The organism is Cedecea sp. FDAARGOS_727, from assembly GCF_012273235.1.
Taxonomy (GTDB): domain Bacteria; phylum Pseudomonadota; class Gammaproteobacteria; order Enterobacterales; family Enterobacteriaceae; genus Cedecea; species Cedecea davisae.
Genome location: NZ_CP050966.1, coordinates 1,582,272 through 1,607,540 on the forward strand (window position 1 = coordinate 1,582,272; position 25,269 = coordinate 1,607,540).

The window sequence follows — 25,269 nt, forward strand, 5'->3', positions numbered from 1 at the left end:
TTTAACTCAGAAATCGCCGGGTTTGGGCTGCCAGCTACAGAAGTCCTGGTTAGCCACCAGCAACAGCTGTGAGCCTTCCGGCGCTTCCAGCCATGCAATGCTGACCTCAAGCGAGGAGTTATTCTGCCGACGCTCAATATGGCTGAGCGAGGCGGCGTCGAGTTTAGGGCTAAGAGTTTCACCTTCGCAGGTGGTTACCGTGCCGTTCCGATGCCAGCGCCCCTGTCGCAAAACCACATGGCCAATGCGCAAAGCTTCGCTGGTCGCTCTTATCCTGTCCGCGTTGTACTGATAGAGCGCGATTTGGTCGTTTGAGAGCTGCTGCTTCTGGTTATTCACTTCTCGCTGCATAAAGCTCAGCTCGCCGCGGTCATCAAAGCGAACTTTGACATGCTCCGGCTGCTTGCCCTGAATATTCAGCTCGATAAAGATAAGTTTGTCGCCCTGCCAGCGGTATTCGCCGGTGGTGGTTGCGCCGTGCTGCCACGGGCTAAACGCCGTAAGCATATGGGTGGATTCATCGGCATTATCTTTGCGCCAGATGCGCACCACGCCCTGGTCTGCTACATAGCCAGTCGCGGTAAAGGGAGGGAGTTTGTTACTGCTGCATGCGGTAAGCACCACGGCACCCACCAGCGCCAGCAGCGGACGCCAGACGGACAAAAGGGGCGTAAACGCCCCTCTGTTAAAACTGTTCACCGACACGCGTTAACTTACTTAACCGCGTCTTTCAGTGCTTTACCAGAAACAAATGCCGGCACGTTAGCAGCAGCGATTTTGATTTCTTTACCGGTCTGTGGGTTGCGGCCTGTGCGCTCAGCACGGTGGTTCACCTTGAAGGTACCGAAACCAACCAGTTGTACAGCATCACCTTCTTTCAGAGACTCAGTAATTGCAGCCAGAGTGGATTCCAGAGCAGCTTTAGCCTGTGCTTTAGACAGGTCAGCCTTGTCAGCAATTACATCAATCAGTTGAGTCTTGTTCATAAGTTATCCTTACAATGTGTTTATCGCTTGCTAAGCATCGAGTGCGACGGAAATGGCTGAAAAGCACTCTCCTGCATACACGCACCGATAGCCACTTTTATTCGCCCCACAAATGTAGACCAGACGGGGGGTTAATTGGAAGCCTCCAGGGAGGACAAATCAGACTGTATGTCACGTTTTACTGTCTTATTGCTGCAAATTTATACCGATATTGCTGATACCCGCCTCACGGAGGTCGGCACGTAGCCCTTTGATGAGCTCAATATCGCGTTCTTCGCAGTCCGCCAGCAGCCGGAAAATCTCCCACTGAATGTCCCATTCTTCTTCTACCGCCGGGTTTGCTCTCAACTCCTCATCGGTCATTTCACGACCAGCCTGAGTCATTTCCAGCATCGCCACCGAAGTGATTGAACATTTACTGACTTCGATCGCATGCTCCAGCGTTTCGCCTGAGAGACGAGAGTGAATCAATTCACTCAGCGCCACGCAGGCGTCAATCGCCGGATAGACACCGTAAATATCATAGTCGTCAGCGGCGGGAATTGCCTCTTCAAGTTTCTCAAGCTGGCTATCAAAGTTTACTTTGGCATCTTTTACCGTTTGGGTTTCCCAAATGAGGTCAAGAATTTTGCGATACAGCTGGGCATCGCCAAAGCCAGTTTGCTGGCAAAACATGGCGTAGTTCGGATACATACGCTCGCACAAAGAAGCCATAAAAGTGACGTGCTGCCAGCTTTCCAGCTTCTCCAGGCGTAAATGAATTGGGTTCTGTAACATGACGATGTCTCAAAGACGGAAAATTAGCGGCAGTTTACCTGAATCACCTGCCAATTGCTTGCAGGCGCTTAAAGGCCGGGCGTCCGGAGGCAACGGCATCGGCCCAGCGGGTAGGCTCCGGCAGGCGATAACCCGCCATACAGCGCTTTACCCAAAACAGAGCGCTATCCAGGCTAACGCGATGCCCGGTAGAGATAAATAACGGATTACAGCGTTTTTTGCTGCGCCAGACCCACGCCAGCTGCTCGCCTTTATCCATCAGCGGCGCGCAGGCACCCGGCTCGTCGCTGAGCGGCTCAAACTTGCCGCACAGCCGCTTTTTGGCCACGCCGATAGTAGGAACATCCACCAGCAGGCCAAAATGACTGGCGACGCCAAGGCGGCGAGGATGAGAAATGCCGTGGCCATCGACGAATACCAGATCCGGTTTCTGAGACAGCATTCCCCACGCCTCCAGCAGCGCCGGATATTCGCGGAAAGACAAAAAGCCGGGAATATAGGGCATGGTGGTGGCAATGCGAGCCACCCGGTGCTCAACCAGCTCGAGGGAGGGATATTTCAGCAAAACAATAGCGGCCCGGGTCACTTCCCCGCCCTGCTCAAAGCCAACATCGGCCCCGGCTATCAGCCCCGGAGGAGACTGTTCAAGCTCGTCCTCGCGGATGACCTTTGAGGCCAGTTTAAGCTGCTGCTCTCGTAATGCTGCGAGATCCATCTCTTCCCTCCCCGTCAGGAACGGTGATATTGCGCTGATAGGCGGTGAACGGCTTCAACGAAGACGCCAGCATGTTCAGGCGGCACATCCTGATGAATGCCGTGCCCAAGGTTGAAGACGTGGCCTTCTCCCTGCCCGAAACCGGCCAGAATGGTAGCAACTTCTTCTTCGATACGCGCCGGCTGAGCGTAAAGCATCGACGGGTCCATATTACCCTGCAGAGCCACTTTGTGGCCTACGCGACGGCGAGCGTCGGCGATGTCCGTAGTCCAGTCCAGGCCCAGGGCATCACAGCCGGTTTCCGCCATCGCTTCCAGCCACTGCCCGCCGCCTTTGGTGAACAAAGTCACCGGCACGCGGCGGCCTTCGTTTTCACGCAGCAGGCCGTCGACAATTTTATGCATGTAGTAAAGCGAGAACTCTTTATAGTCACGCCCGCTGAGCGCCCCGCCCCATGTATCGAAAATCATCACCGACTGCGCACCTGCACGGATTTGCGCATTCAGGTAGAGCGTCACGCTCTGAGCCAGCTTGTCCAGCAGCAGATGCAGCGCTTTCGGATCCGCAAACATCATCTTTTTAATCACGGTAAAGGCTTTGCTGCTGCCGCCTTCAACCATATAGGTCGCCAGCGTCCACGGGCTGCCGGAGAAGCCAATCAGCGGGACTTCGCCCTTCAGCTCGCGGCGGATAGTGCGCACCGCGTTCATCACGTAGCCCAGTTCGCCTTCCGGATCGGGGATCGGCAACTTTTGAATGTCGGCCATGTTCTTAATCGGCGAACTGAAGCGCGGGCCTTCACCGGCTTCAAAGTAGAGCCCAAGCCCCATCGCGTCAGGAATAGTCAGGATATCGGAGAAGAGGATCGCGGCGTCCAGCGCATAGCGGCGCAGAGGTTGCAATGTGACTTCGCAGGCCAGTTCCGCATTTTTGCACAGCGACATAAAATCGCCGGCCTGGGCGCGGGTTGCCTTATATTCCGGCAAATAGCGGCCCGCCTGGCGCATCATCCACACCGGGGTAATATCAACGGGCAGGCGCTGCAGGGCGCGCAGGTAACGATCGTTCTTCAGTTCAGTCATTTTTAGAATTTCCTTTGGCTGTATGCGGGCAGTTTATCACTCATACTCTGCCCGACACAGGGCGACGGTATCTTCAATCAATCGGCGCGCAACGGTTCCCGGCGGCGGAAGCAAAGGCAGCTGGTCGTAGCGATACCAGCCCGCATCCAGCAGCTCCTTCGGATCGATTTTTATCTCACCGCTGTGGTAGTCCGCCGTAAAAGCGGTCATCAGCGACTGCGGGAAAGGCCAGGGCTGAGAAGTAACATACTTCAGGTTTTTCACCTGGATACTGCTCTCTTCCATCACTTCCCGGGCGACGGCCTGCTCCAGCGTTTCTCCTACCTCGACAAACCCGGCCAGAACGGTATACACACCGCCTCGATGCCGGGTGTGCTGCGCCAGCAAGATATGATCATCTCGGCGGATGGCCACGATGATGCATGGCGCAATTTGCGGATAATAACGCTCGCGGCAGTGGCCGCAAAGCATGGCCCATTCGCTTTTGCTGGGGTGCATTTCATGGCCACAGTAGCCGCAAAACTTGTGCGAACGGAAGAATTCCGTTAGCTGAACGCCGCGCCCGGCAAGCTGGAAAAGACCGACATCCTGGTCCAGTAACTGCCGTAAAGAGCCCATTTCTGCCCGGCGATTTTCACGCACCAGCCAGACCGGCTCACCTTCCCATTCGCCAATCTGCCTGCCGCTGGCGCCAATAAGCTGGAACTCGGCGGCGTTACCGTGAGGTAAATCACCTTGCGGCAGCCATATTTTTTGCTCATGGCTGACTATCCACCAACCATGATCTAAGTTTTGAATAACACGTTCCATAACCTGGTGCACATCCCCGAGTTCACTGATATAAACAATTAGTTAATACATTTTGGGTTAGTTTGCGTTCAATCTTTTAACTCACGGAGTCTCGATCATGCTTAACCAGTTAGCCAATCTGACTGAGCGCGTTGGTGGTAGTAATGAGTTAGTTGACCATTGGCTCCAGGCCCGTAAACACCTGTTGGTTGCCTATTACAACATGGTCGGGATCAAGCCTAACAAGGAATCGCACACCGCGCTCGACGAAAAAGCATTAGATAATTTCTGCCATGGCCTGGTGGATTACCTCTCTTCCGGTCATTTTAGTATTTACGAGCGAATTATCAGCAACCTGGAAGGGAGCAGCCCGCTGCTGAGCGCCGCCCAACTTTACCCCCAGCTGGAAGCCAATACCCAGCAGATCATGGATCTTTATGATTCGCATCTCGAAAACGCCATCGACCGCGACAGCTGGGTCGAGTTTCAGCAGGCGCTTTCCGAGATAGGCGAATGCCTGGAATCCCGCTTCTCGCTGGAAGACAGGCTGGTTTTACTGGCTATCGATAACAATCTGGATAGCAGCGCCAGCGATCCTGCCGGGGTGGCAAGTCCCGCTTGAGTTGTTAGCTATTAACGAGTAATTTACAACTTCCCCGCCGCAAGGCGGGAAGCATTCTTGTCGGAGTGCCGAGTGTGTTATGCACCGGCTGAGACCGTTAATTCGGGATCCGCGGAACCTGATCAGGTTAAAACCTGCGAAGGGAACAAGAGTAATTCTGATTTTGGGTACCCCGGTTCGGGCGGCCCACATCCAGTACTCCCTCCGTCCTCCCGGCAAGCCACTTCCTGATAAATACTGGAATGCGCTATGTCTGCATCTGAGAAAAATTCTGGTCGCCGCGAATCGCGCGCCCTTGCTAAGATAAAACCCTATCCCGCCACCTCAAAGAGGCTCGGCCTGTACCCGGTTGTTGATAGCGTTGAGTGGATTGAGCGTCTGTTAGACGCCGGTGTACGCACCCTCCAGCTACGAATAAAAGACAAGCGAGATGAAGAGGTTGAAGCAGATGTTGCCGCGGCTATAGCCCTCGGCAAACGCTATAACGCTCGCTTATTTATTAACGACTACTGGAAGCTTGCCATTAAACACGGCGCTTACGGTGTCCATCTCGGCCAGGAAGATATGGACGTAGCCAACCTTGTCGCCATTAGCGAGGCCGGATTACGTCTTGGTCTTTCCACGCACGACAATATGGAAATGGATCGCGCCCTGAGCGCCAGTCCTTCCTACATCGCACTCGGCCACGTTTTCCCGACGCAAACTAAACAGATGCCATCCTCTCCGCAGGGTCTGACTAAGCTGGCAGAGCATATTCAAACGCTCGGCGAGTATTCCACCGTCGCCATCGGCGGCATCAGCATTGACAGAGTACCCGCCGTTCTGGCGACCGGCGTCGGCAGCGTTGCCGTGGTCAGCGCGATCACTCAGGCCGCAGACTGGCGTGCCGCCACCGCCACGCTGCTTGAACTGGTGGGAACCGGCGATGAATGACGCGGACTTTATGCGCTACGGCCGTCAGCTTCTACTGGAGGATGTGGCTATCAAAGGGCAGGAAAAACTGCTCGCCAGCCGGGTTTTGCTTATCGGGCTTGGCGGTCTGGGCTCTCCGGCGGCGCTGTACCTGGCCGCTGCGGGCGTTGGCACGCTGGCCGTGGCGGACGATGACAAAGTGCATATCAGCAACCTGCAACGCCAGATCCTGTTTACTTCCGAAGATATCAATCAGCCAAAGTCTGCCGTAGCCCACCAGCATTTGCAGCGCCTGAACCCGGGCGTAACAGTTGTGCCCTTGCAGGAGAGATTAACCGGCGAAACGCTGCATAACGCGGTAAATGAAGCCGATCTGGTGCTGGACTGTAGCGACAATATGCCCACCCGCCAGGCAGTGAACGCAGCCTGCGTGGCAACCGGTACGCCGCTCGTTACCGCCAGCGCGGTCGGTTTTAGCGGCCAAATGATGGTTCTCGCCCCGCCCTGGGAGCATGGCTGCTACCGCTGCGTCTGGCCGGATGAAAGCGAGCCGGAACTCAACTGCCGTAGCGCCGGAATTATAGGCCCGGTCGTTGGCGTGATGGGAACACTCCAGGCGCTGGAAGCAATCAAATTACTTACCGGCATGGCTCCGGCTACCGGCTTATTGCGCCTGTTTGACGCCCGCCAGCATGGCTGGCAGACGCTGAAGATGCAGAAGTCGGCAAATTGCCCGGTTTGCGGAGGGCGAAATGCGCATTCAATTTAATGATGAACCTCTGGAATGTGCCGCTGGCCTGACGCTCGCCGCCCTGCTCGCTCAGCTTGAGCAGGGTAAAACGGGCGTCGCGCTGGCGGTGAACCACATTATCGTGCCGCGTGAGCAATGGAGCGACCATTTGCTGCGTGAGGGCGACTCTATTTTGCTGTTTCAGGCGATTGCCGGAGGCTGATATGTTAAAAATTGCCGATAAAACCTTTTCTTCCCGCCTGTTCACCGGCACCGGAAAATTCGCCTCCAGCCAGCTGATGATCGCGGCGATCCAAGCTTCCGGCTCCCAGCTTGTCACTATGGCGATGAAACGCGTTGACCTGCGCACCCGCAGCGATGAAATCCTGCAGCCGCTTCTGGAGGCGGGTATTCAGCTGCTGCCTAATACCTCCGGAGCAAAAACGGCAGAAGAGGCCATATTTGCGGCTCAACTTGCTCGCGAGGCGCTGGATACCCACTGGGTGAAGCTTGAGATCCACCCTGACGTACGCTACCTGCTTCCCGACCCTATCGAGACGCTAAAGGCGGCCGAAGCGCTGGTCAAACAGGGTTTTGTTGTGCTGCCTTACTGCGGCGCAGATCCGGTTTTGTGTAAACGTCTTGAAGAGGTTGGCTGTGCGGCGGTGATGCCTCTTGGGGCGCCCATCGGTTCGAACCAGGGGTTACAAACGCGTGGTTTGCTGGAGATAATCATCGAGCAGGCCAGAGTGCCGGTAGTTGTGGATGCCGGAATTGGTGCGCCAAGCCACGCCGCAGAAGCGCTGGAAATGGGGGCTTCTGCGATACTGGTCAATACGGCGATAGCCGTTGCGCGCGATCCGGTGCAGATGGCGCATGCCTTCCGCCTGGCCGTGGAAGCAGGAAGCTTTGCCGCCGGGGCAGGCCTAGGCCCTCGCCACCAGCAGGCGCAGGCATCCAGCCCGCTGACCAGCTTCCTGCAATTCAGCGAGGACAACGGCTAATGACGGAAACTTTTAGCGATCGCTGGCGGCAGCTCGACTGGGATGACATCAATCTGCGTATCAACAGCAAAACTTCTGCGGATGTAGAGCGGGCGTTGGCCGCCCCGCGCCTGACGCAGGATAATCTTATGGCCCTGCTCTCTCCGGCCGCCAGCCGCTATCTTGAACCGCTGGCCCGGCGGGCACAGCAGCTTACCCGCCAGCGTTTTGGTAACACCGTTAGCTTCTATGTTCCGCTTTATCTTTCCAATCTCTGCGCCAACGACTGTACTTATTGTGGCTTTTCCATGAGCAACAAGCTGAAGCGTAAAACGCTCGACGAGGCGGAGATTGAGCGCGAATGTGCGGCTATTCGGGCGCTGGGTTTTGAGCACCTGCTGCTGGTCACCGGTGAGCATCAAACCAAAGTTGGGATGGACTATTTCCGCCAGCACCTTCCTGCAATCCGCAGCAGGTTCAGTTCGCTGCAAATGGAAGTCCAGCCGCTGGACGAGCACGAGTATGCCGAACTGAAAACGCTCGGTCTGGACGGCGTGATGGTGTATCAGGAAACCTATCACCCCGCGACCTACGCGCAACATCACCTGCGCGGCAATAAACAAGATTTCTTCTGGCGGCTGGAAACGCCTGACCGGCTGGGCCGCGCCGGGATAGACAAGATAGGGCTGGGAGCACTGATTGGGCTGTCGGATAGCTGGCGAACCGACTGCTTTATGGTGGCGGAGCATTTGCTGTGGCTCCAGCAGCGCTACTGGCAAACCCGCTATTCCATCTCCTTCCCGCGTTTGCGCCCGTGTACCGGCGGCGTGGAACCGGCATCCATCATGACCGAGCAGCAGCTGGTTCAGGTGATTTGCGCCTTCCGCCTGCTGGCTCCGGACGTGGAGCTGTCGCTTTCAACGCGCGAATCGCCATGGTTTCGCGATCACGTTATTCCGCTGGCGATTAACAATGTCAGCGCATTTTCGAAGACGCAGCCCGGCGGCTATGCCGACAACCATCCTGAGCTGGAGCAGTTTTCCCCGCATGATGGCCGAACGCCGCAGGAAGTTGCGGCCGCGCTTCGTGATTCAGGCCTGCAGCCGGTATGGAAAGACTGGGACAGCTTTTTGGGGAGAGGCACACAACCCTGATGTAACACACCGCAAGGGCGACGATTATTTACGGCCCTTTCCGAAAGAAGGCAGGAGGATGATTGCTGACCTCCGGTCGATAAAATAATGTCCTCCGGTCGGAATGAACACCTGACCGGAGCGGCACCTTCCTCTTCTCTGCGCCGCTCCGCCTCCCCGCTCGTCGTCTTGATTCCTCAGGGAAAAGCAAAAATGTAACCGGTTTCAGTTTTCTGCAGTTTCTTTTGTGATACCTGACACACAATCAGGTTAAAGCGGTTGTTGCCGCCCCCCTCGACGGATAAATATCACTGTATCCTTCGGACATTGAGAGCGGAATATGAAAAATATCGTGTTGTGTTGTGCTGCTGGTATGTCTACCAGCATCCTGGTTCAACGTATGGTGGATGCCGCACAAAAGAAAGGCATCGAGGTCGCTATTAAGGCCGTTCCCGTTGCCGAGTTTAAAGAGAACATCGAGCGCGCTGACATCGTATTGCTCGGTCCGCAGGTAAAATACGAGCAGGCCAAGTTGCAGGCCATCGCCGATCCTCTGGGTAAGAAAGTCGTCGTTATCGACATGATGGATTACGGCCTGATGAAGGGCGACGTGGTGCTTGAGAAAGCCCTGAAAATGATGGAGTAAGATGTGGAAGATTTAGAGTCGATTATTATGGAACTGCTGGTTAACGCCGGCAGCGCGCGTAGCCAGGCCCTGACTGCTTTGCAGCTGGCACGTAAAGGTGATTTTGACGGTGCCGAAAAGGCGATGGAAGAGTCACACGAATTCGTGAAACACGCTCATAAAATTCAGACCCAGCTTATCGGTCTGGATGAAGGCACCGGCAAGCTGCCGGTAAACCTGATTACCGTTCACTCTCAGGATCACCTGATGAATGCCATGGTTATTCAGGACCTTGCCGGTGACATGATTGAGCTTTATCGTCGTCTGCCGCTGATTAAATAATTTTTCATTTATACAGACGAAAAAAAACCCGCCGAGGCGGGTTTTTTATTTCAGGCGTTTCGCACGATTACTCGTCGTTACCGCCGAGGTTTCCTGCGTTCAGCAGCTCTGCCAGGCTGGCAGTTGCATCTTCAGCAGTGACCTGCGGTGCAGCAGGAACTTCACCCGCTGCGCGACGGCGCATACGATCCTGGTGGTACGCATAACCGGTACCGGCCGGGATCAGACGACCCACGATAACGTTCTCTTTCAGGCCGCGCAGTTCGTCACGTTTACCCGCAACGGCTGCTTCGGTCAGCACTCGAGTAGTCTCCTGGAACGATGCCGCGGAGATGAAGGACTCAGTTGCCAGAGAGGCTTTGGTGATACCCAGCAGATCGCGTGCAAAGGTCACGTTGATCTTACCGTTCGCTTCAATTTCGCGGTTAGCGATCTTGATGCGAGAGTATTCAGCCTGCTCGCCTTCCAGGAAGTCGGAGCTGCCGGCGTTAACGATGGTTGCTTTACGCAGCATCTGACGCACGATGACTTCGATGTGTTTATCGTTAATCTTAACGCCTTGCAGACGGTAAACGTCCTGCACTTCGTTGGTGATGTAACGAGTTACAGCATACACGCCACGCAGACGCAGAATGTCGTGCGGAGACTCTGGACCATCGGAAACAACGTCACCACGTTCTACGCGTTCACCTTCGAACACGTTCAGCTGACGCCATTTCGGAATCATCTCTTCGTAAGCATCGCTGCCGTCGATTGGGGAGATAACCAGACGGCGTTTGCCTTTGGTTTCTTTACCAAACGAAATGATACCGCTGATTTCAGCCAGGATAGCAGGCTCTTTCGGACGACGCGCTTCGAACAGGTCAGCAACGCGCGGCAGACCACCGGTGATATCCTTGGTACCGCTGGATTCCTGAGGAATACGTGCCAGCGCGTCACCCGCACTGATCTGGATCCCATCTTCCAGCTGTACAATTGCTTTGCCCGGCAGGAAGTACTGAGCAGGCATATCGGTGCCTGGGATCAGAACGTCGTTGCCCTGTGCATCAACAATTTTCAGCGCCGGACGCAGGTCTTTACCACCCGCGGTACGTTCTGCAGAATCCAGAACAACCAGGGATGACAGGCCGGTTAATTCATCGGTCTGACGGGTAATGGTCTGGCCGTCAATCATGTCAGTAAAGCGGATGAAACCACTGACTTCGGAGATAACCGGCATGGTGTGTGGATCCCAGTTTGCAACGGTTTCACCGCCGGCAACCTGCTCGCCATCACCCTTGGCCATAACAGCACCGTAAGGCACTTTATAGCTCTCTTTGGTACGACCGAATTCGTCGATCAGCTTCAGCTCGGTGTTACGAGAAGTCACAACCAGCTTGCCGGTAGAGTTAACAACCGACTTCGCATTGCTGAGCTTGATGCTACCTTTGTTCTTAACCTGAATGCTGGACTCAGCAGCAGAACGAGATGCCGCACCACCGATGTGGAACGTACGCATCGTCAGCTGTGTACCAGGCTCACCGATGGACTGTGCCGCGATAACCCCGATAGCTTCACCTTTGTTGATGATGTGGCCACGTGCCAGGTCACGACCATAGCAGTGCGCACATACGCCAAAGTCAGTTTCGCAACCTACTACGGAACGAACTTTTACGCTGTCAACAGAGTTAGCTTCCAGCAGGTCACACCACTGCTCGTGCAGCAGAGTGTTGCGTGGAACCAGAATATCCGCAGTACCCGGCTTCAGAATGTCTTCTGCCGTTACACGACCCAGAACGCGGTCACGCAGAGGTTCTTTAACGTCGCCACCTTCGATAACCGGAGTCATCGTGATGCCTTCCAGGGTGCCACAGTCGTCTTCGGTAACAACCAGGTCCTGCGCAACGTCTACCAGACGACGAGTCAGGTAACCGGAGTTAGCCGTTTTCAGTGCGGTATCCGCCAGACCTTTACGAGCACCGTGAGTAGAGATGAAGTACTGGAGTACGTTCAGACCTTCACGGAAGTTCGCGGTGATTGGCGTTTCGATGATGGAGCCATCTGGCTTAGCCATCAGACCACGCATACCAGCCAGCTGACGAATCTGTGCCGCGGAACCACGAGCACCGGAGTCGGCCATCATATAGATGCTGTTGAAGGAAACCTGCTGCTCTTCTTCGCCGTTACGGTTAATAACGGTTTCAGTTTGCAGGTTGTCCATCATCGCCTTGGATACGCGGTCGTTCGCTGCTGCCCAAATATCGATAACTTTGTTGTAGCGTTCGCCAGCGGTAACCAGACCGGACTGGAACTGTTCCTGAATCTCAGCAACTTCAGCTTCTGCTTCGCTGATGATTTCGTATTTTTTCTCCGGGATGACCATGTCATCAATACCAACGGATGCACCTGAACGCGCTGCATAAGCAAAGCCGGTGTACATCGTCTGGTCCGCAAAAATAACGGTCGGTTTCAGGCCCAGAATACGGTAACAGGTGTTCAGCATCTTGGAGATTGCCTTTTTACCCAGCGCCTGGTTGACGATGGAGAAAGGCAGGCCTTTCGGCACGATCATCCAGAGAATCGCACGACCAACGGTGGTGTCGATAAGGCTGGTTTTCGCAACGAATGTGCCCTGAGCATCTTTTTCGTATTCGGTGATACGCACTTTAACGCGCGCATGCAGAGAGGCCAGGCCAGCGCGATAAATACGCTCAGCTTCTTTCGGGCCAGTCAGTACCATGCCTTCGCCTTTGGCGTTAACACAGTCACGGGTCATGTAGTACAGACCCAATACAACGTCCTGAGAAGGAACGATGATTGGCTCGCCGTTCGCTGGTGACAGGATGTTGTTGGTAGACATCATCAGCGCACGCGCTTCCAGCTGAGCTTCAAGCGTCAGCGGAACGTGTACAGCCATCTGGTCACCATCGAAGTCGGCGTTATATGCCGCACAAACCAGCGGGTGCAGCTGGATAGCTTTACCTTCGATCAGAACAGGTTCAAATGCCTGGATACCCAAACGGTGCAGGGTTGGTGCACGGTTCAGCAGTACCGGGTGTTCGCGGATAACTTCGTCCAGGATATCCCAAACGACAGCTTCTTCGCGCTCAACCATTTTCTTAGCAGCTTTGATGGTGGTCGCGAGGCCACGCAGTTCCAGCTTGCCGTAGATAAACGGTTTGAACAGCTCCAGCGCCATTTTCTTAGGCAGACCGCACTGATGCAGACGCAGGTATGGACCTACGGTGATTACAGAACGACCGGAGTAGTCAACACGTTTACCCAGCAGGTTCTGACGGAAACGACCCTGCTTACCTTTGATCATATCGGCCAAAGATTTCAGAGGACGTTTGTTAGAGCCGGTGATGGCACGACCGCGACGGCCGTTGTCCAGCAGGGCATCTACCGCTTCCTGCAGCATACGTTTTTCGTTGCGTACGATGATATCTGGCGCAGCCAGATCCAGCAGACGCTTCAGACGGTTGTTACGGTTGATAACACGACGGTACAGATCGTTCAGATCTGAAGTCGCGAAACGACCACCATCCAGCGGAACCAGCGGACGCAGGTCTGGCGGCAGAACCGGCAGAACGGTCAGGATCATCCACTCTGGCTTGTTACCAGACTGAACGAACGCTTCCAGCAGCTTGATACGCTTGGTCAGCTTTTTACGCTTGGTTTCAGAGTTGGTTTCGTTCAGCTCTTCACGCAGAGTTTCACACTCTTGCTCCAGATCCATGCTTTTCAGCAGGGCCTGAATAGCTTCCGCACCCATCTTCGCGTCGAACTCGTCACCGAACTCTTCCAGCGCGTCCAGATACTGCTCTTCAGTCAGGATCTGACGACGCTCGAGGTTGGTCATCCCGCCTTCGATAACCACATAGGATTCGAAGTACAGTACGCGTTCGATATCACGCAGCGGCATATCCAGCAGCAGGCCGATACGGGATGGCAGAGATTTCAGGAACCAAATGTGGGCAGTTGGAGATGCCAGTTCGATGTGACCCATACGCTCACGACGAACTTTAGTCTGGGTAACTTCTACGCCACACTTCTCACAAATAACACCACGGTGTTTCAGGCGCTTGTACTTACCGCACAGGCACTCGTAGTCTTTTACTGGCCCAAAAATACGGGCGCAGAACAGGCCGTCACGCTCAGGTTTGAACGTACGGTAGTTAATGGTTTCCGGCTTTTTAACTTCACCGAAAGACCATGAACGGATCATGTCTGGCGAAGCCAGAGCAATTTTGATCGCATCAAACTCTTCGGTTTTAGTTTGCGCTTTCAGAAACTTTAATAAGTCTTTCACGGATTTGCTCCCGTCGGAGTTAGCACTCTGTGATGCCCGGCGTTAGCCGGGCACCCTGGACCTTTTGAGCAACGATTACTCGTCTTCCAGCTCGATGTTGATACCCAGCGAGCGGATCTCTTTCAACAGAACGTTGAAGGATTCCGGCATGCCCGGTTCCATCTGATGGTTGCCGTCCACGATGTTTTTATACATCTTAGTACGGCCGTTCACGTCATCAGACTTAACGGTCAGCATTTCCTGCAGGGTATACGCGGCGCCGTATGCTTCCAGCGCCCACACTTCCATCTCACCGAAGCGCTGACCACCGAACTGAGCCTTACCACCCAGCGGCTGCTGAGTAACGAGGCTGTAAGAACCGGTAGAACGCGCGTGCATCTTGTCATCAACCAGGTGGTTCAGTTTCAGCATGTACATGTAACCTACGGTTACCTGACGCTCGAACTGTTCACCAGTACGGCCGTCAAACAGGGTGATCTGGCCAGAAGATGGCAGACCGCCGAGTTGCAGCAGTTCTTTGATTTCAGACTCTTTTGCACCGTCGAATACCGGAGTAGCAATCGGCATACCTTTTTTCAGGTTTTCAGCAAGGCGCAGAACTTCTTCATCAGTGAAGGTGTTCAAGTCGACTTTCTGACGAACGTCTGTGCCCAGGTCATACGCTTTCTGGATGAATTCGCGCAGTTTGGCGACTTCCTGCTGCTGTTTCAGCATGGCGTTGATTTTCTCGCCGATACCTTTAGCAGCCATACCCAGGTGGGTTTCCAGAATCTGACCGATGTTCATACGAGATGGTACGCCCAGCGGGTTCAGTACGATGTCTACCGGCGTGCCGTTTTCATCGTAAGGCATATCTTCGATCGGGTTGATCTTGGAGATAACACCTTTGTTCCCGTGACGACCTGCCATCTTGTCACCAGGCTGAATCTGACGTTTAACGGCCAGATACACTTTAACGATTTTCAGCACGCCAGGTGCCAGGTCATCGCCCTGAGTGATTTTGCGGCGCTTAGCTTCGAGTTTCTTCTCAAACTCGTGCTTCAGCTCGTCGTACTGCTCGGCCAGCTGCTCGAGCTGGTTTTGTTTTTCTTCGTCGGTCAGGCCCAGTTCAAGCCAGCGGTCGCGCGGCAGTTTGTCGAGCTTGTCAGCTTCAACACCACCGGAAACCAGCACGGCATAGATACGGCTAAACAGGCCAGCTTCGAAGATTTGCAGTTCTTCAGACAGGTCTTTCTTAGCCTGCTTCAGCTGCATCTCTTCGATTTCCAGCGCACGTTTGTCTTTTTCCACGCCATCGCGGGTGAAGACCTGAACGTCGATTACGGTACCGGAAACGCCGTTTGGTACACGCAGGGAAGAGTCTTTAACGTCAGACGCTTTCTCACCGAAGATTGCACGCAGCAGCTTCTCTTCTGGCGTCAGCTGGGTTTCACCTTTCGGCGTTACCTTACCAACCAGAATGTCGCCACCGGTCACTTCAGCACCGATATACACGATACCGGACTCATCCAGTTTGGAGAGCGCAGCTTCACCCACGTTAGGGATGTCAGCCGTTATCTCTTCTGGCCCCAGTTTGGTGTCACGGGACACACAAGCCAGTTCCTGAATGTGGATGGTAGTGAAGCGGTCTTCCTGAACAACACGCTCGGAAACGAGGATGGAGTCTTCGAAGTTGTAACCGTTCCACGGCATGAACGCTACGCGCATGTTCTGACCCAGCGCCAGCTCACCCAGGTCGGTAGATGGGCCATCTGCCAGCACGTCGCCGCGCTCGATTGGCTCACCCAGAGACACACATGGCATCTGGTTAATACAGGTGTTCTGGTTAGAACGCGTGTATTTGGTCAGGTTGTAAATGTCGATGCCGGCTTCGCCCGGGTACATCTCGTCTTCGTTAACTTTGATAACGATACGGGAAGCATCCACGTACTGAACGGTACCGCCACGTTTGGCTACGGCAGTAACACCGGAGTCAACGGCTACAGCACGTTCCATACCGGTACCAACCAGCGGCTTATCAGCACGCAGAGTTGGAACCGCCTGACGTTGCATGTTCGCACCCATCAGGGCACGGTTGGCGTCATCGTGTTCCAGGAACGGGATCAGGGACGCACCGACGGAAACCACCTGCTGGGTGGAAACGTCCATGTAGTCAACCTGGTCGTTGCTGAACAAGCTGGATTCGCCTTTGCTACGGCAGGTAACCAGGTCGTCTACGAAACGGCCTTCTTCGTCCAGGTTGGTGTTCGCCTGAGCGATTACGTAGTTACCTTCTTCGATAGCAGACAGGTAATGAATTTCGTCGGTCACGATGCCGTCAACTACGCGACGATACGGGGTTTCTAAGAAGCCGTATTCGTTAGTCTGCGCATAAACAGACAGGGAGTTGATCAGGCCGATGTTCGGACCTTCTGGGGTTTCGATTGGACACACACGACCGTAGTGGGTTGGGTGTACGTCACGTACTTCGAAGCCCGCACGCTCACGGGTCAGACCGCCCGGGCCCAGTGCAGAGATACGACGTTTGTGCGTAATCTCGGACAACGGGTTGTTCTGGTCCATGAACTGAGACAGCTGGCTGGAGCCGAAGAACTCTTTCACTGCCGCAGAGATTGGCTTGGCGTTGATCATATCCTGAGGCATCAGGGTATCCAGATCGCCCAGAGACAGACGCTCTTTCACCGCACGCTCAACACGCACCAGGCCAACGCGGAATTGGTTTTCCGCCATTTCGCCTACGGAACGGATACGACGGTTGCCGAGGTGGTCGATGTCATCCACTTCACCCTGACCGTTACGAATACCGATCAGTTTTCTCATCACTTCGATGATGTCGTCTTTGCTCAGGATGCCGGAGCCTTCGATTTCATCACGCAGCAGAGAACGGTTGAACTTCATACGACCAACCGCAGACAGGTCATAGCGGTCTTCGGAGAAGAACAGGTTCTCGAACAGGCTTTCAGCTGCTTCACGCGTTGGTGGCTCACCAGGACGCATCATGCGGTAGATCTCAACCAGCGCGCTCAGGCGGTCATTGGTAGGGTCGACGCGGATGGTCTCGGAGATGTAAGCACCGTGATCAAGATCGTTGGTGAACAGCGTTTCGATACGTTTGTGGCCAGACTGGCTCAGCTTAGCCAGCAGGTCCAGTGACAACTCCATGTTCGCCGGGCAAATCAGTTCGCCGGTAGAAGTGTCAACGTAGTCTTTAGCCGCAACTTTACCGGCAATGTACTCAACTGGAACTTCGATATGTTTGATATCGTCTTTTTCCAGCTGGCGAATGTGGCGCGCTGTGATGCGGCGGCCTTTTTCAACGTACACTTTGCCGTCAGCTTCGATGTCGAAGGATGCGGTTTCGCCACGCAGGCGTTCCGGCACCAGCTCCATCTGCAGCTTGTTGTCACGGATTTCGAAATTAACTTTCTCAAAGAACAGGTCAAGGATCTGCTCAGTGGTGAAGTTCAGCGCGCGCAGGATGATGGTCGCAGGCAGTTTGCGGCGACGGTCAATACGCACGAACAGGTTATCTTTCGGGTCGAATTCGAAGTCCAGCCAGGAACCACGGTAAGGAATGATACGTGCGTTATACAGTACCTTCCCTGAGGAGTGGGTTTTACCTTTGTCACTGTCAAAGAACACGCCCGGGCTACGGTGCAACTGAGAAACGATAACGCGCTCAGTACCGTTGATAACAAAAGTACCGTTGTCGGTCATGAGCGGAATTTCGCCCATGTAAACTTCTTGTTCTTTGATGTCTTTAACGGTGCCTTCCGGCGCTTCGCGCTCGTAGATCACCAGACGCAGTTTTACACGCAGCGGAGCAGAATACGTCACGCCACGGATCTGACATTCTTTAACGTCAAATACAGGTTCGCCCAGGCGATAGCTAACATACTGCAGCTCAGAATTGCCGCTGTAGCTTGCGATCGGGAATACGGAGCGGAATGCCGCTTCCAGGCCGTATTGACCTTCGGGATCTTGCTCGATGAACTTCTGGAACGAGTCAAGCTGGATAGAAAGGAGATAAGGAATGTCCAGCACTTGCGGACGTTTTCCAAAATCCTTACGAATACGTTTTTTCTCGGTATAGGAGTAAACCATTAGGGTTCCTCAGCTCGCTGACAAGTCGACCCATCTGCCCGTCGAAAGGGGCAGTTTATGCAACACTATTTTGTGGACCGGAAAGTGGAACACTTCCCGCAATACTTGTTTCTATCACTCTTAAACCATTTCGTTACGCTTTGCCCCGGAACTCCCGGCGCAGAAAGTCGCAATATATTAAGGCGTCGATAGGAACAAACATTGGGAGGTAATCAGCAGTCAAACAGCGTGAAACGCTACTGATACCCTACAGCGCAAAAAGGCTGGTGACTAAAAAGTCACCAGCCATCAGCCTAATTTCTCAGGCTGCAACCGGAAGGGTTGGCTTATTTAACTTCAACTTCAGCGCCAGCTTCTTCCAGAGATTTTTTCAGTGCTTCAGCGTCATCTTTGCTCACGCCTTCTTTCAGTGCAGCTGGTGCAGACTCAACCAGGTCTTTAGCTTCTTTCAGACCCAGGCCAGTTGCGCCGCGAACTGCTTTGATTACGGCAACTTTGTTAGCGCCAGCAGCTTTCAGAATAACGTCGAACTCAGTTTTCTCTTCAGCAGCTTCAGCTGGGCCAGCAGCAACAGCTACAGCAGCAGCAGCAGAAACACCGAATTTTTCTTCCATTGCAGAGATCAGTTCTACAACGTCCATTACGGACATAGCGGATACTGCTTCAATGATTTGATCTTTAGTGATAGACATTTAAATTGTTCCTGAATATCAGAATAAGTTTATACGTAAGCAGATGCTTGATAAAGAAAGCGGCAATTAAGCAGCTTCTTTTGCATCGCGAACAGCAGCCAGAGTACGAACCAGTTTGCCAGCCGAAGCTTCTTTCATGGTTGCCATCAGGCGTGCAATTGCTTCTTCGTAGGTCGGCAGAGTTGCCAGGCGGTCGATCTGAGACGCCGGGATCAGCTCACCTTCAAAGGCAGCGGCTTTGACCTCAAATTTTGCATTCGCTTTCGCGAAATCTTTGAACAGACGAGCAGCAGCGCCCGGGTGTTCCATAGAATATGCAATCAGGGTCGGACCAACGAACGCGTCTTTCAGGCACTCAAACTGAGTACCTTCAACAACACGGCGCAGCAAGGTGTTGCGAACAACACGCATGTAAACGCCGGCTTCGCGACCTGCTTTACGCAGTTCGGTCATTTTGTCTACAGTAACGCCACGGGAATCCGCAACTACTGCAGACAGCGCGCCTTTGGCTACTTCGCTGACTTCAGCAACAATCGCTTGTTTGTCTTGAAGATTTAAAGCCATTAGCTTTTGCTCCTGGGTTTTAGCCGGGACATTACGTCCCGAAACTCACTTCGCGTTTACCCACAATGGAAAAACGCGTCTACATACGGTGAGCAGAAACAAGCTAAAGACTATCTAAAAATATTCTTCAGGTTCTGTCACCGTCTACGCAGGCAATTAAGTTTCTTGCGAAACACCTGCGGTCTTGGACGGAGGCCTGGATAAGGCCAGGCTCCAACCGAAAATTCTTGTGCTCTGCATAAGCAGAACAACGGGCGTAAGATATTAGACTAATCTTTCGCCCGCGTAAAGGCGATTATTAGTTCGCCACTGCGTTCAGACCAGCCTGGTCAACCGCAACACCTGCACCCATGGTGGTAGACAGGCTAACTTTCTTGATGTACACGCCTTTCGCCTGAGATGGTTTTGCTTTTTTCAGCGCAACCAGCAGAGATTCCAGGTTTTCTTTCAGTTTGTCAGTGTCAAAGTCCACTTTACCGATGGTGGTGTGGATGATGCCGTTTTTGTCGTTACGGTAACGAACCTGACCCGCTTTAGCATTCTTAACTGCTTCAGCAACGTTAGGGGTTACGGTACCAACTTTCGGGTTTGGCATCAGGCCGCGTGGGCCCAGAACCTGGCCCAGCTGGCCAACAACGCGCATTGCATCCGGGGAAGCAATAACAACGTCAAAGTTCATTTCGCCTTTCTTGATCTGATCAGCCAGATCTTCCATACCTACCAGCTCTGCGCCAGCAGCTTTAGCTGCTTCAGCGTTAGGGCCCTGTGCAAATACGGCTACGCGAACTGAACGGCCAGTACCGTGCGGCAGTACAGTTGCACCACGTACGTTCTGGTCAGATTTACGAGCGTCGATGCCGAGGTTAACGGCAACGTCTACGCTTTCAACGAATTTAGCAGTGGCCAGCTCTTTCAGCAGAGCAATGGCTTCGTTGATGTCGTACTGTTTGGTCGCATCAACTTTGTCACGGATCACGCGCATGCGCTTGGTCAGTTTAGCCATTTCTTAATCCTCCACTACCAGGCCCATGGAACGAGCAGTACCTTCAATGGAGCGAGTCATCGCTTCAATGTCGGAACCAGTCATGTCCGCAGCTTTGGTTTCTGCGATTTCGCGTACCTGAGCACGGGTTACTTTACCCACTTTGTCTTTGTTCGGCTTGCCGGAACCAGACTTGATGCCAGCAGCTTTCTTCAGCAGAACAGCAGCCGGTGGGGTTTTAGTAACGAAAGTGAAAGAACGGTCAGCGTAAACGGTAATAACAACCGGAATTGGCAGACCTTTCTCGATGGAATCAGTTTTGGCGTTAAACGCTTTACAGAATTCCATGATGTTAACACCCTGCTGACCCAGAGCTGGACCAACTGGTGGACTTGGGTTCGCCATACCAGCTGCAACCTGCAGCTTGACGTAGGCTTGTACTTTCTTAGCCATCTAAATTTCCTCTAGTGGGTTATAGCGCCTCTTACAAGGCTCCCCGTGAATAAATCGTTTTATGTGTACGAGACACATAAAAACAAAAGGCGCGAAATTGTATGTCAATTTCGCGCCCTTCGCAACGAAAAATCGCTGCATTAACGATCAAATTATCAGGCTTTTTCGACCTGAGCAAAGTCCAGTTCAACCGGCGTTGCACGACCAAAGATCGATACGGAGACCTTCAGGCGGCTCTTCTCGTAATCCACTTCTTCGACCACACCGTTAAAGTCAGCAAACGGACCATCGTTAACACGAACCATTTCGCCCGGCTCAAACAGCGTTTTCGGACGCGGTTTGTCACCAACCTGCTGCAGACGGTTCATGATCGCATCAACTTCTTTGTCGCTGATAGGCGCTGGACGGTCAGAGGTTCCACCGATGAACCCCATCACACGTGGAACGCTGCGCACCAGGTGCCAGCTTGCATCGTTCATCACCATCTGAACCAGAACGTAACCCGGGAAGAATTTACGCTCGCTTTTACGACGCTGGCCACCACGGATTTCAACAACCTCTTCGGTCGGAACCATGACTTCGCCAAACAGCTCTTCCATGTTATGTAATTTGATATGCTCACGCAGCGAGGTCGCTACGCGGCCTTCAAAACCGGAAAACGCCTGAACGACGTACCAACGCTTTTTAGGGGCTTCAGACATCTCAGAACCTCAGGCCAGTAATAAAAGATACCAGGCGGACCAGAATACCATCCAGCCCCCACAAAATCAGTGACATCACAGCGGTAACGGCTGCCACGATTAAAGTGGTGTGCAGAGTTTCCTGGCGGGTAGGCCAAATAACCTTGCGTACTTCAGTTCTCGCTTCACGGGCAAAGGAAACGGTCGCCTTGCCTTTCGTGGTCAGCAGAGCAACACCGCCCGCCGCTGCAATCAGAATTACCACAGCCAGCGCACGCAGAGGCAGAGTGATATCACGATAAATGTAGTTGCCCACGATTGCCACGAGCAGCAAAACGACTACTGCCAGCCACTTCATCGCTTCGAGGCCACGCCCGCTCCCTTGAGCTTCGGTATTCGCACTCATAAACCAACCTGTCACAATAAATCAGACAAACATTTTTGCCCCGCGCAGGCGAGGCAAACCAAACCGAATGGCTCTTTTCAGGCGCAATCCGGCATAAACGCCATCTTCAGAGCCTGTCTCAGCAATGATTATCGATAAAAAATCACTGATGAGCCAGGTTCTGGTTCGAAAGCGTACAAAAAGGGCATCAAATGATGCCCTTTTCTTGCACATTGCGTCAAATATTATCCGCGATTAAGCGATAACTTTGGCAACAACGCCCGCGCCAACGGTACGACCGCCTTCACGGATTGCGAAACGCAGACCGTCATCCATCGCGATTGGGTGGATCAGGGTAACAACCATTTTGATGTTGTCGCCAGGCATTACCATCTCAACGCCTTCTGGCAGTTCGATGGTGCCGGTCACGTCAGTTGTACGGAAGTAGAACTGTGGACGGTAGCCTTTGAAGAACGGAGTATGACGGCCGCCTTCGTCTTTGGACAGGATGTACACTTCAGATTCGAACTTGGTGTGTGGCTTGATAGAGCCTGGCTTAGCCAGTACCTGACCACGTTCGATTTCTTCGCGTTTGATACCACGCAGCAGAACACCAACGTTCTCACCAGCACGGCCTTCGTCCAGCAGTTTGCGGAACATTTCAACGCCGGTACAGGTAGATTTCGCAGTATCTTTGATACCAACGATTTCAACTTCTTCACCAACTTTGATGATACCGCGCTCTACACGACCGGTAACAACAGTACCACGGCCGGAGATGGAGAATACGTCTTCGATTGGCAGCAGGAACGGCTTATCGATAGCACGCTCTGGCTCAGGGATGTAAGAATCCAGGTAGCCAGCCAGCTCAACGATTTTAGCTTCCCACTCTGCTTCGCCTTCCAGCGCTTTCAGAGCAGAACCACGAACGATTGGAGTATCGTCGCCCGGGAAGTCATACTGGGACAGAAGTTCACGAACTTCCATTTCTACCAGTTCCAGCAGCTCTTCGTCATCAACCATGTCGCATTTGTTCAGGAACACGATGATGTACGGAACGCCAACCTGACGACCCAGCAGGATGTGCTCACGGGTCTGTGGCATTGGGCCATCAGTCGCAGCAACAACCAGGATAGCGCCGTCCATCTGAGCAGCACCGGTGATCATGTTTTTAACGTAGTCGGCGTGCCCTGGGCAGTCAACGTGCGCGTAGTGGCGAGTCGGGGTGTCATATTCAACGTGGGAAGTGTTGATGGTGATACCACGAGCTTTTTCTTCTGGTGCGTTATCGATCTGGTCGAATGCACGAGCAGAACCACCGTAGGTTTTAGCCAGAACGGTAGTGATTGCAGCGGTCAGCGTTGTTTTACCATGGTCAACGTGGCCGATAGTACCGACGTTAACGTGCGGTTTTTTACGTTCAAACTTTTCTTTAGACATCGATTGTCCCTCTAAGACACGGATAAATCGGTGGTATCACCACATCAACCAGGCATATGCCTGAATTAGCTGAATGCATTAACAGAAGAGAAACAGGGAGGAGATAAAGAAGTGGTGCTGATAGGCAGATTCGAACTGCCGACCTCACCCTTACCAAGGGTGCGCTCTACCAACTGAGCTATATCAGCACATCTTGTTGGAGCGGGCAGTGGGAATCGAACCCACATCATCAGCTTGGAAGGCTGAGGTAATAGCCATTATACGATGCCCGCATCCTGGAACTCGGCTACCTGAATCTTTCTGTAGTGAATATGAGAGGAAGCCTCTCAGTATTCGAGCCGACAAACTAAGTGCTTATCGTCTCGGGCCACGCAATGCGTTGCCGAATATGGTGGTGGGGGAAGGATTCGAACCTTCGAAGTCGATGACGGCAGATTTACAGTCTGCTCCCTTTGGCCGCTCGGGAACCCCACCTGGGGTACTTGATGGTGCCGGCTACCGGAATCGAACTGGTGACCTACTGATTACAAGTCAGTTGCTCTACCTACTGAGCTAAGCCGGCATCAAGTAGCGCGCATTCTAGGAAGACAGAGCCGCTCATGCAACAAAAAAATCGCATAAAATGCACTACCGCTCACATTTTGCGCGAGATCTCGAAAATCTGGCGACTAAAGAAGCAACCCGGAGCAAATTTAACCCACTTCGAATACGTTTTTTCATACCTCAGCTTTTAGCCGCGCAATATTCGCCGGCTTTTTCCCGATCAAAGAGGAAATCTGGGCAAACGGACTCATAAGACTGATGTTCTGGCCTAACTGACAACGTGATGTATCCATCGTAATACATCACTGCCGTCGATTTTTTCTTATCGATCTCTCCCTTCCGGTGTTACCCTCCTGCCACTATTGAAAAGTTAAATACGCTACATACCTTTAATCCACGGCGTTTGATTGCATTCGTTAGTGGGTGTAGTGCGTAAATTTTGTCCTGAATTACAGGCAGAAGCATGCTTATGAGTAATAAAGAGCAAATGTTAGCAACGACCCCTTATTTAGAATTTAACCGGAGCCAGTGGGCAGCTTTGCGCGACTCGGTCCCCATGACCCTGACAGAAGGGGAAATCGCACGGTTAAAAGGCATTAACGAAGACCTTTCCCTTGAGGAAGTGGCGGAGATTTACCTGCCGCTGTCTCGTCTGCTTAATTTTTATATCAGTTCGAATCTGCGCCGCCAGGCAGTGCTTGAGCAGTTCCTCGGCACTAATGGGCAGCGTATTCCGTATGTTATCAGCATCGCCGGAAGCGTTGCCGTGGGGAAAAGTACGACAGCTCGTGTCTTACAGGCCCTGTTAAGCCGCTGGCCTGAGCATAGACGTGTTGAGCTGATTACCACCGATGGCTTCCTTCATCCGAACAAAGTGCTTAAAGAGCGCAATCTGATGAAGAAGAAAGGCTTCCCTCAGTCCTACGATATGCATCGTCTGGTGAAGTTTGTGTCTGATATTAAATCCGGCGCAACCAACGTCACCGCTCCGGTCTATTCGCACCTGGTATACGATGTTATCCCGGATGGAGATAAAATCGTCGCTCAGCCGGATATCCTAATTCTTGAAGGATTAAATGTTCTGCAAAGCGGCATGGACTATCCACACGATCCTCATCATGTATTTGTTTCGGATTTTGTGGACTTCTCTATTTATGTGGATGCGCCTGAAGAATTATTACAGAATTGGTATATCAATCGTTTCCTGAAATTCCGTGAAGGTGCGTTTACCGATCCTAACTCTTATTTCCATAGCTACGCAAAACTCTCAGAAGATGAGGCAATTAATATTGCGACTCAGCTCTGGAAAGAAATTAACCTTCTGAATTTAAATCAGAACATACTCCCAACACGCGATCGCGCTAGCCTGATTATGACAAAGAGCGCCAATCACGCCGTGGACTGCGTTAAATTGCGGAAATAGAAAATAAAGGGGGAAT

General features: G+C 53.1%; 24 protein-coding genes, 4 tRNA genes and 1 riboswitch. Of the genes, 9 read left to right on the forward strand and 19 right to left on the reverse strand.

All coding sequences use genetic code 11. The features are described 5' to 3' along the window. Positions 1-6: 6 nt before the first annotated feature. The 6 genes from FOC35_RS07605 to nudC form a co-directional block, all read right to left on the reverse strand. On the reverse strand, positions 7-699 hold the full coding sequence (locus FOC35_RS07605; RefSeq protein ID WP_172568595.1) for a DUF1481 domain-containing protein: 693 nt from the start codon (positions 697-699) through the stop codon (positions 7-9). Positions 700-713: 14 nt separating this feature from the next. Further along, on the reverse strand, positions 714-986 hold the full coding sequence (gene hupA / locus FOC35_RS07610; protein ID WP_002884342.1) for a nucleoid-associated protein HU-alpha: 273 nt from the start codon (positions 984-986) through the stop codon (positions 714-716). 186 nt (positions 987-1,172) lie between these two features. Beyond that, positions 1,173-1,763 (reverse strand): YjaG family protein, encoded by a 591-nt coding sequence (locus FOC35_RS07615; RefSeq protein WP_016517395.1) that lies wholly within the window; start codon positions 1,761-1,763, stop codon positions 1,173-1,175. A gap of 43 nt (positions 1,764-1,806) precedes the next feature. Then, the gene (nfi, locus tag FOC35_RS07620; protein ID WP_172568596.1) at positions 1,807-2,478 is read right to left on the reverse strand and encodes a deoxyribonuclease V; all 672 of its coding nucleotides are present in this window, start codon (positions 2,476-2,478) and stop codon (positions 1,807-1,809) included. Positions 2,479-2,492: 14 nt separating this feature from the next. Next, positions 2,493-3,560, reverse strand: coding sequence for a uroporphyrinogen decarboxylase (gene hemE, locus FOC35_RS07625; RefSeq protein ID WP_016517393.1), 1,068 nt, complete (start codon positions 3,558-3,560; stop codon positions 2,493-2,495). Positions 3,561-3,596: 36 nt separating this feature from the next. Next, a complete protein-coding gene (gene nudC / locus FOC35_RS07630; RefSeq protein ID WP_172568597.1) occupies positions 3,597-4,370 on the reverse strand; it encodes an NAD(+) diphosphatase in 774 nt (257 codons plus the stop codon). 97 nt (positions 4,371-4,467) lie between these two features. Here nudC and FOC35_RS07635 point away from each other — a divergent pair, with 97 nt between their 5' ends. From FOC35_RS07635 to FOC35_RS07670, 8 genes are all read left to right on the forward strand, one after another. Then, positions 4,468-4,971, forward strand: a complete 504-nt coding sequence (locus tag FOC35_RS07635) for an Rsd/AlgQ family anti-sigma factor (protein WP_016517391.1) — start codon at positions 4,468-4,470, stop codon at positions 4,969-4,971. Between the two features lie 51 nt (positions 4,972-5,022). Further along, positions 5,023-5,133, forward strand: a riboswitch (TPP riboswitch). Between the two features lie 87 nt (positions 5,134-5,220). Further along, positions 5,221-5,904, forward strand: coding sequence for a thiamine phosphate synthase (gene thiE / locus FOC35_RS07640; RefSeq protein ID WP_254065377.1), 684 nt, complete (start codon positions 5,221-5,223; stop codon positions 5,902-5,904). Continuing rightward, the gene (locus FOC35_RS07645; protein WP_172568598.1) at positions 5,897-6,652 is read left to right on the forward strand and encodes a HesA/MoeB/ThiF family protein; all 756 of its coding nucleotides are present in this window, start codon (positions 5,897-5,899) and stop codon (positions 6,650-6,652) included. Before thiE ends, FOC35_RS07645 begins: the two co-directional genes overlap by 8 nt. Continuing rightward, positions 6,636-6,836, forward strand: coding sequence for a sulfur carrier protein ThiS (gene thiS / locus FOC35_RS07650; protein ID WP_016517388.1), 201 nt, complete (start codon positions 6,636-6,638; stop codon positions 6,834-6,836). The genes FOC35_RS07645 and thiS overlap by 17 nt, the downstream gene beginning before the upstream one ends. Position 6,837: 1 nt before the next feature. Further along, positions 6,838-7,617: a thiazole synthase gene (gene thiG, locus FOC35_RS07655; RefSeq protein WP_172568599.1), complete on the forward strand. Its 780-nt coding sequence runs from the start codon at positions 6,838-6,840 to the stop codon at positions 7,615-7,617. After that, positions 7,617-8,750 (forward strand): 2-iminoacetate synthase ThiH, encoded by a 1,134-nt coding sequence (gene thiH, locus FOC35_RS07660; protein ID WP_172568600.1) that lies wholly within the window; start codon positions 7,617-7,619, stop codon positions 8,748-8,750. The genes thiG and thiH overlap by 1 nt, the downstream gene beginning before the upstream one ends. 319 nt (positions 8,751-9,069) lie before the next feature. Next, positions 9,070-9,375, forward strand: coding sequence for a PTS sugar transporter subunit IIB (locus FOC35_RS07665; RefSeq protein WP_016517385.1), 306 nt, complete (start codon positions 9,070-9,072; stop codon positions 9,373-9,375). 3 nt (positions 9,376-9,378) lie between these two features. Continuing rightward, complete coding sequence (locus FOC35_RS07670) at positions 9,379-9,696, forward strand: PTS lactose/cellobiose transporter subunit IIA (protein WP_016517384.1); 318 nt, start codon at positions 9,379-9,381, stop codon at positions 9,694-9,696. 67 nt (positions 9,697-9,763) lie between these two features. On the opposite strand, the gene rpoC is transcribed toward FOC35_RS07670, so the two are convergent. The 13 genes from rpoC to FOC35_RS07735 all read right to left on the reverse strand — a co-directional run bounded on the left by rpoC (position 9,764) and on the right by FOC35_RS07735 (position 23,849). Then, positions 9,764-13,987, reverse strand: coding sequence for a DNA-directed RNA polymerase subunit beta' (gene rpoC, locus FOC35_RS07675; protein WP_016517383.1), 4,224 nt, complete (start codon positions 13,985-13,987; stop codon positions 9,764-9,766). A 75-nt stretch (positions 13,988-14,062) separates the two neighbouring features. Next, the gene (gene rpoB / locus FOC35_RS07680; RefSeq protein ID WP_016517382.1) at positions 14,063-18,091 is read right to left on the reverse strand and encodes a DNA-directed RNA polymerase subunit beta; all 4,029 of its coding nucleotides are present in this window, start codon (positions 18,089-18,091) and stop codon (positions 14,063-14,065) included. A 326-nt stretch (positions 18,092-18,417) separates the two neighbouring features. Then, positions 18,418-18,783, reverse strand: coding sequence for a 50S ribosomal protein L7/L12 (gene rplL / locus FOC35_RS07685; protein ID WP_000028882.1), 366 nt, complete (start codon positions 18,781-18,783; stop codon positions 18,418-18,420). Between the two features lie 66 nt (positions 18,784-18,849). Then, positions 18,850-19,347, reverse strand: a complete 498-nt coding sequence (gene rplJ / locus FOC35_RS07690) for a 50S ribosomal protein L10 (protein ID WP_007704673.1) — start codon at positions 19,345-19,347, stop codon at positions 18,850-18,852. 298 nt (positions 19,348-19,645) lie between these two features. Further along, positions 19,646-20,350, reverse strand: a complete 705-nt coding sequence (gene rplA, locus FOC35_RS07695; RefSeq protein WP_016517381.1) for a 50S ribosomal protein L1 — start codon at positions 20,348-20,350, stop codon at positions 19,646-19,648. Between the two features lie 3 nt (positions 20,351-20,353). Further along, positions 20,354-20,782: a 50S ribosomal protein L11 gene (rplK, locus tag FOC35_RS07700; protein WP_016517380.1), complete on the reverse strand. Its 429-nt coding sequence runs from the start codon at positions 20,780-20,782 to the stop codon at positions 20,354-20,356. A gap of 155 nt (positions 20,783-20,937) precedes the next feature. Then, positions 20,938-21,483 carry a transcription termination/antitermination protein NusG gene (gene nusG / locus FOC35_RS07705; RefSeq protein ID WP_003862341.1) on the reverse strand — a complete coding sequence of 182 codons (546 nt, stop codon included), beginning with the start codon at positions 21,481-21,483 and terminating at the stop codon, positions 20,938-20,940. Between the two features lies 1 nt (position 21,484). Beyond that, entirely contained in the window at positions 21,485-21,868 is a 384-nt protein-coding gene (secE, locus tag FOC35_RS07710; RefSeq protein ID WP_016517379.1) for a preprotein translocase subunit SecE, read from the reverse strand. Between the two features lie 234 nt (positions 21,869-22,102). Next, the gene (tuf, locus tag FOC35_RS07715) at positions 22,103-23,287 is read right to left on the reverse strand and encodes an elongation factor Tu (RefSeq protein ID WP_115586309.1); all 1,185 of its coding nucleotides are present in this window, start codon (positions 23,285-23,287) and stop codon (positions 22,103-22,105) included. Between the two features lie 112 nt (positions 23,288-23,399). After that, positions 23,400-23,475, reverse strand: a tRNA-Thr gene (locus FOC35_RS07720). A gap of 9 nt (positions 23,476-23,484) precedes the next feature. Then, positions 23,485-23,559: transfer RNA gene (locus FOC35_RS07725), tRNA-Gly, on the reverse strand. A gap of 117 nt (positions 23,560-23,676) precedes the next feature. Beyond that, positions 23,677-23,761 (reverse strand) — tRNA-Tyr (locus FOC35_RS07730). 12 nt (positions 23,762-23,773) lie between these two features. After that, a tRNA-Thr gene (locus FOC35_RS07735) sits at positions 23,774-23,849 on the reverse strand. A 450-nt stretch (positions 23,850-24,299) separates the two neighbouring features. Here FOC35_RS07735 and coaA point away from each other — a divergent pair. Continuing rightward, entirely contained in the window at positions 24,300-25,253 is a 954-nt protein-coding gene (gene coaA / locus FOC35_RS07740) for a type I pantothenate kinase (protein ID WP_071704126.1), read from the forward strand. Positions 25,254-25,269 lie beyond the last annotated feature (16 nt).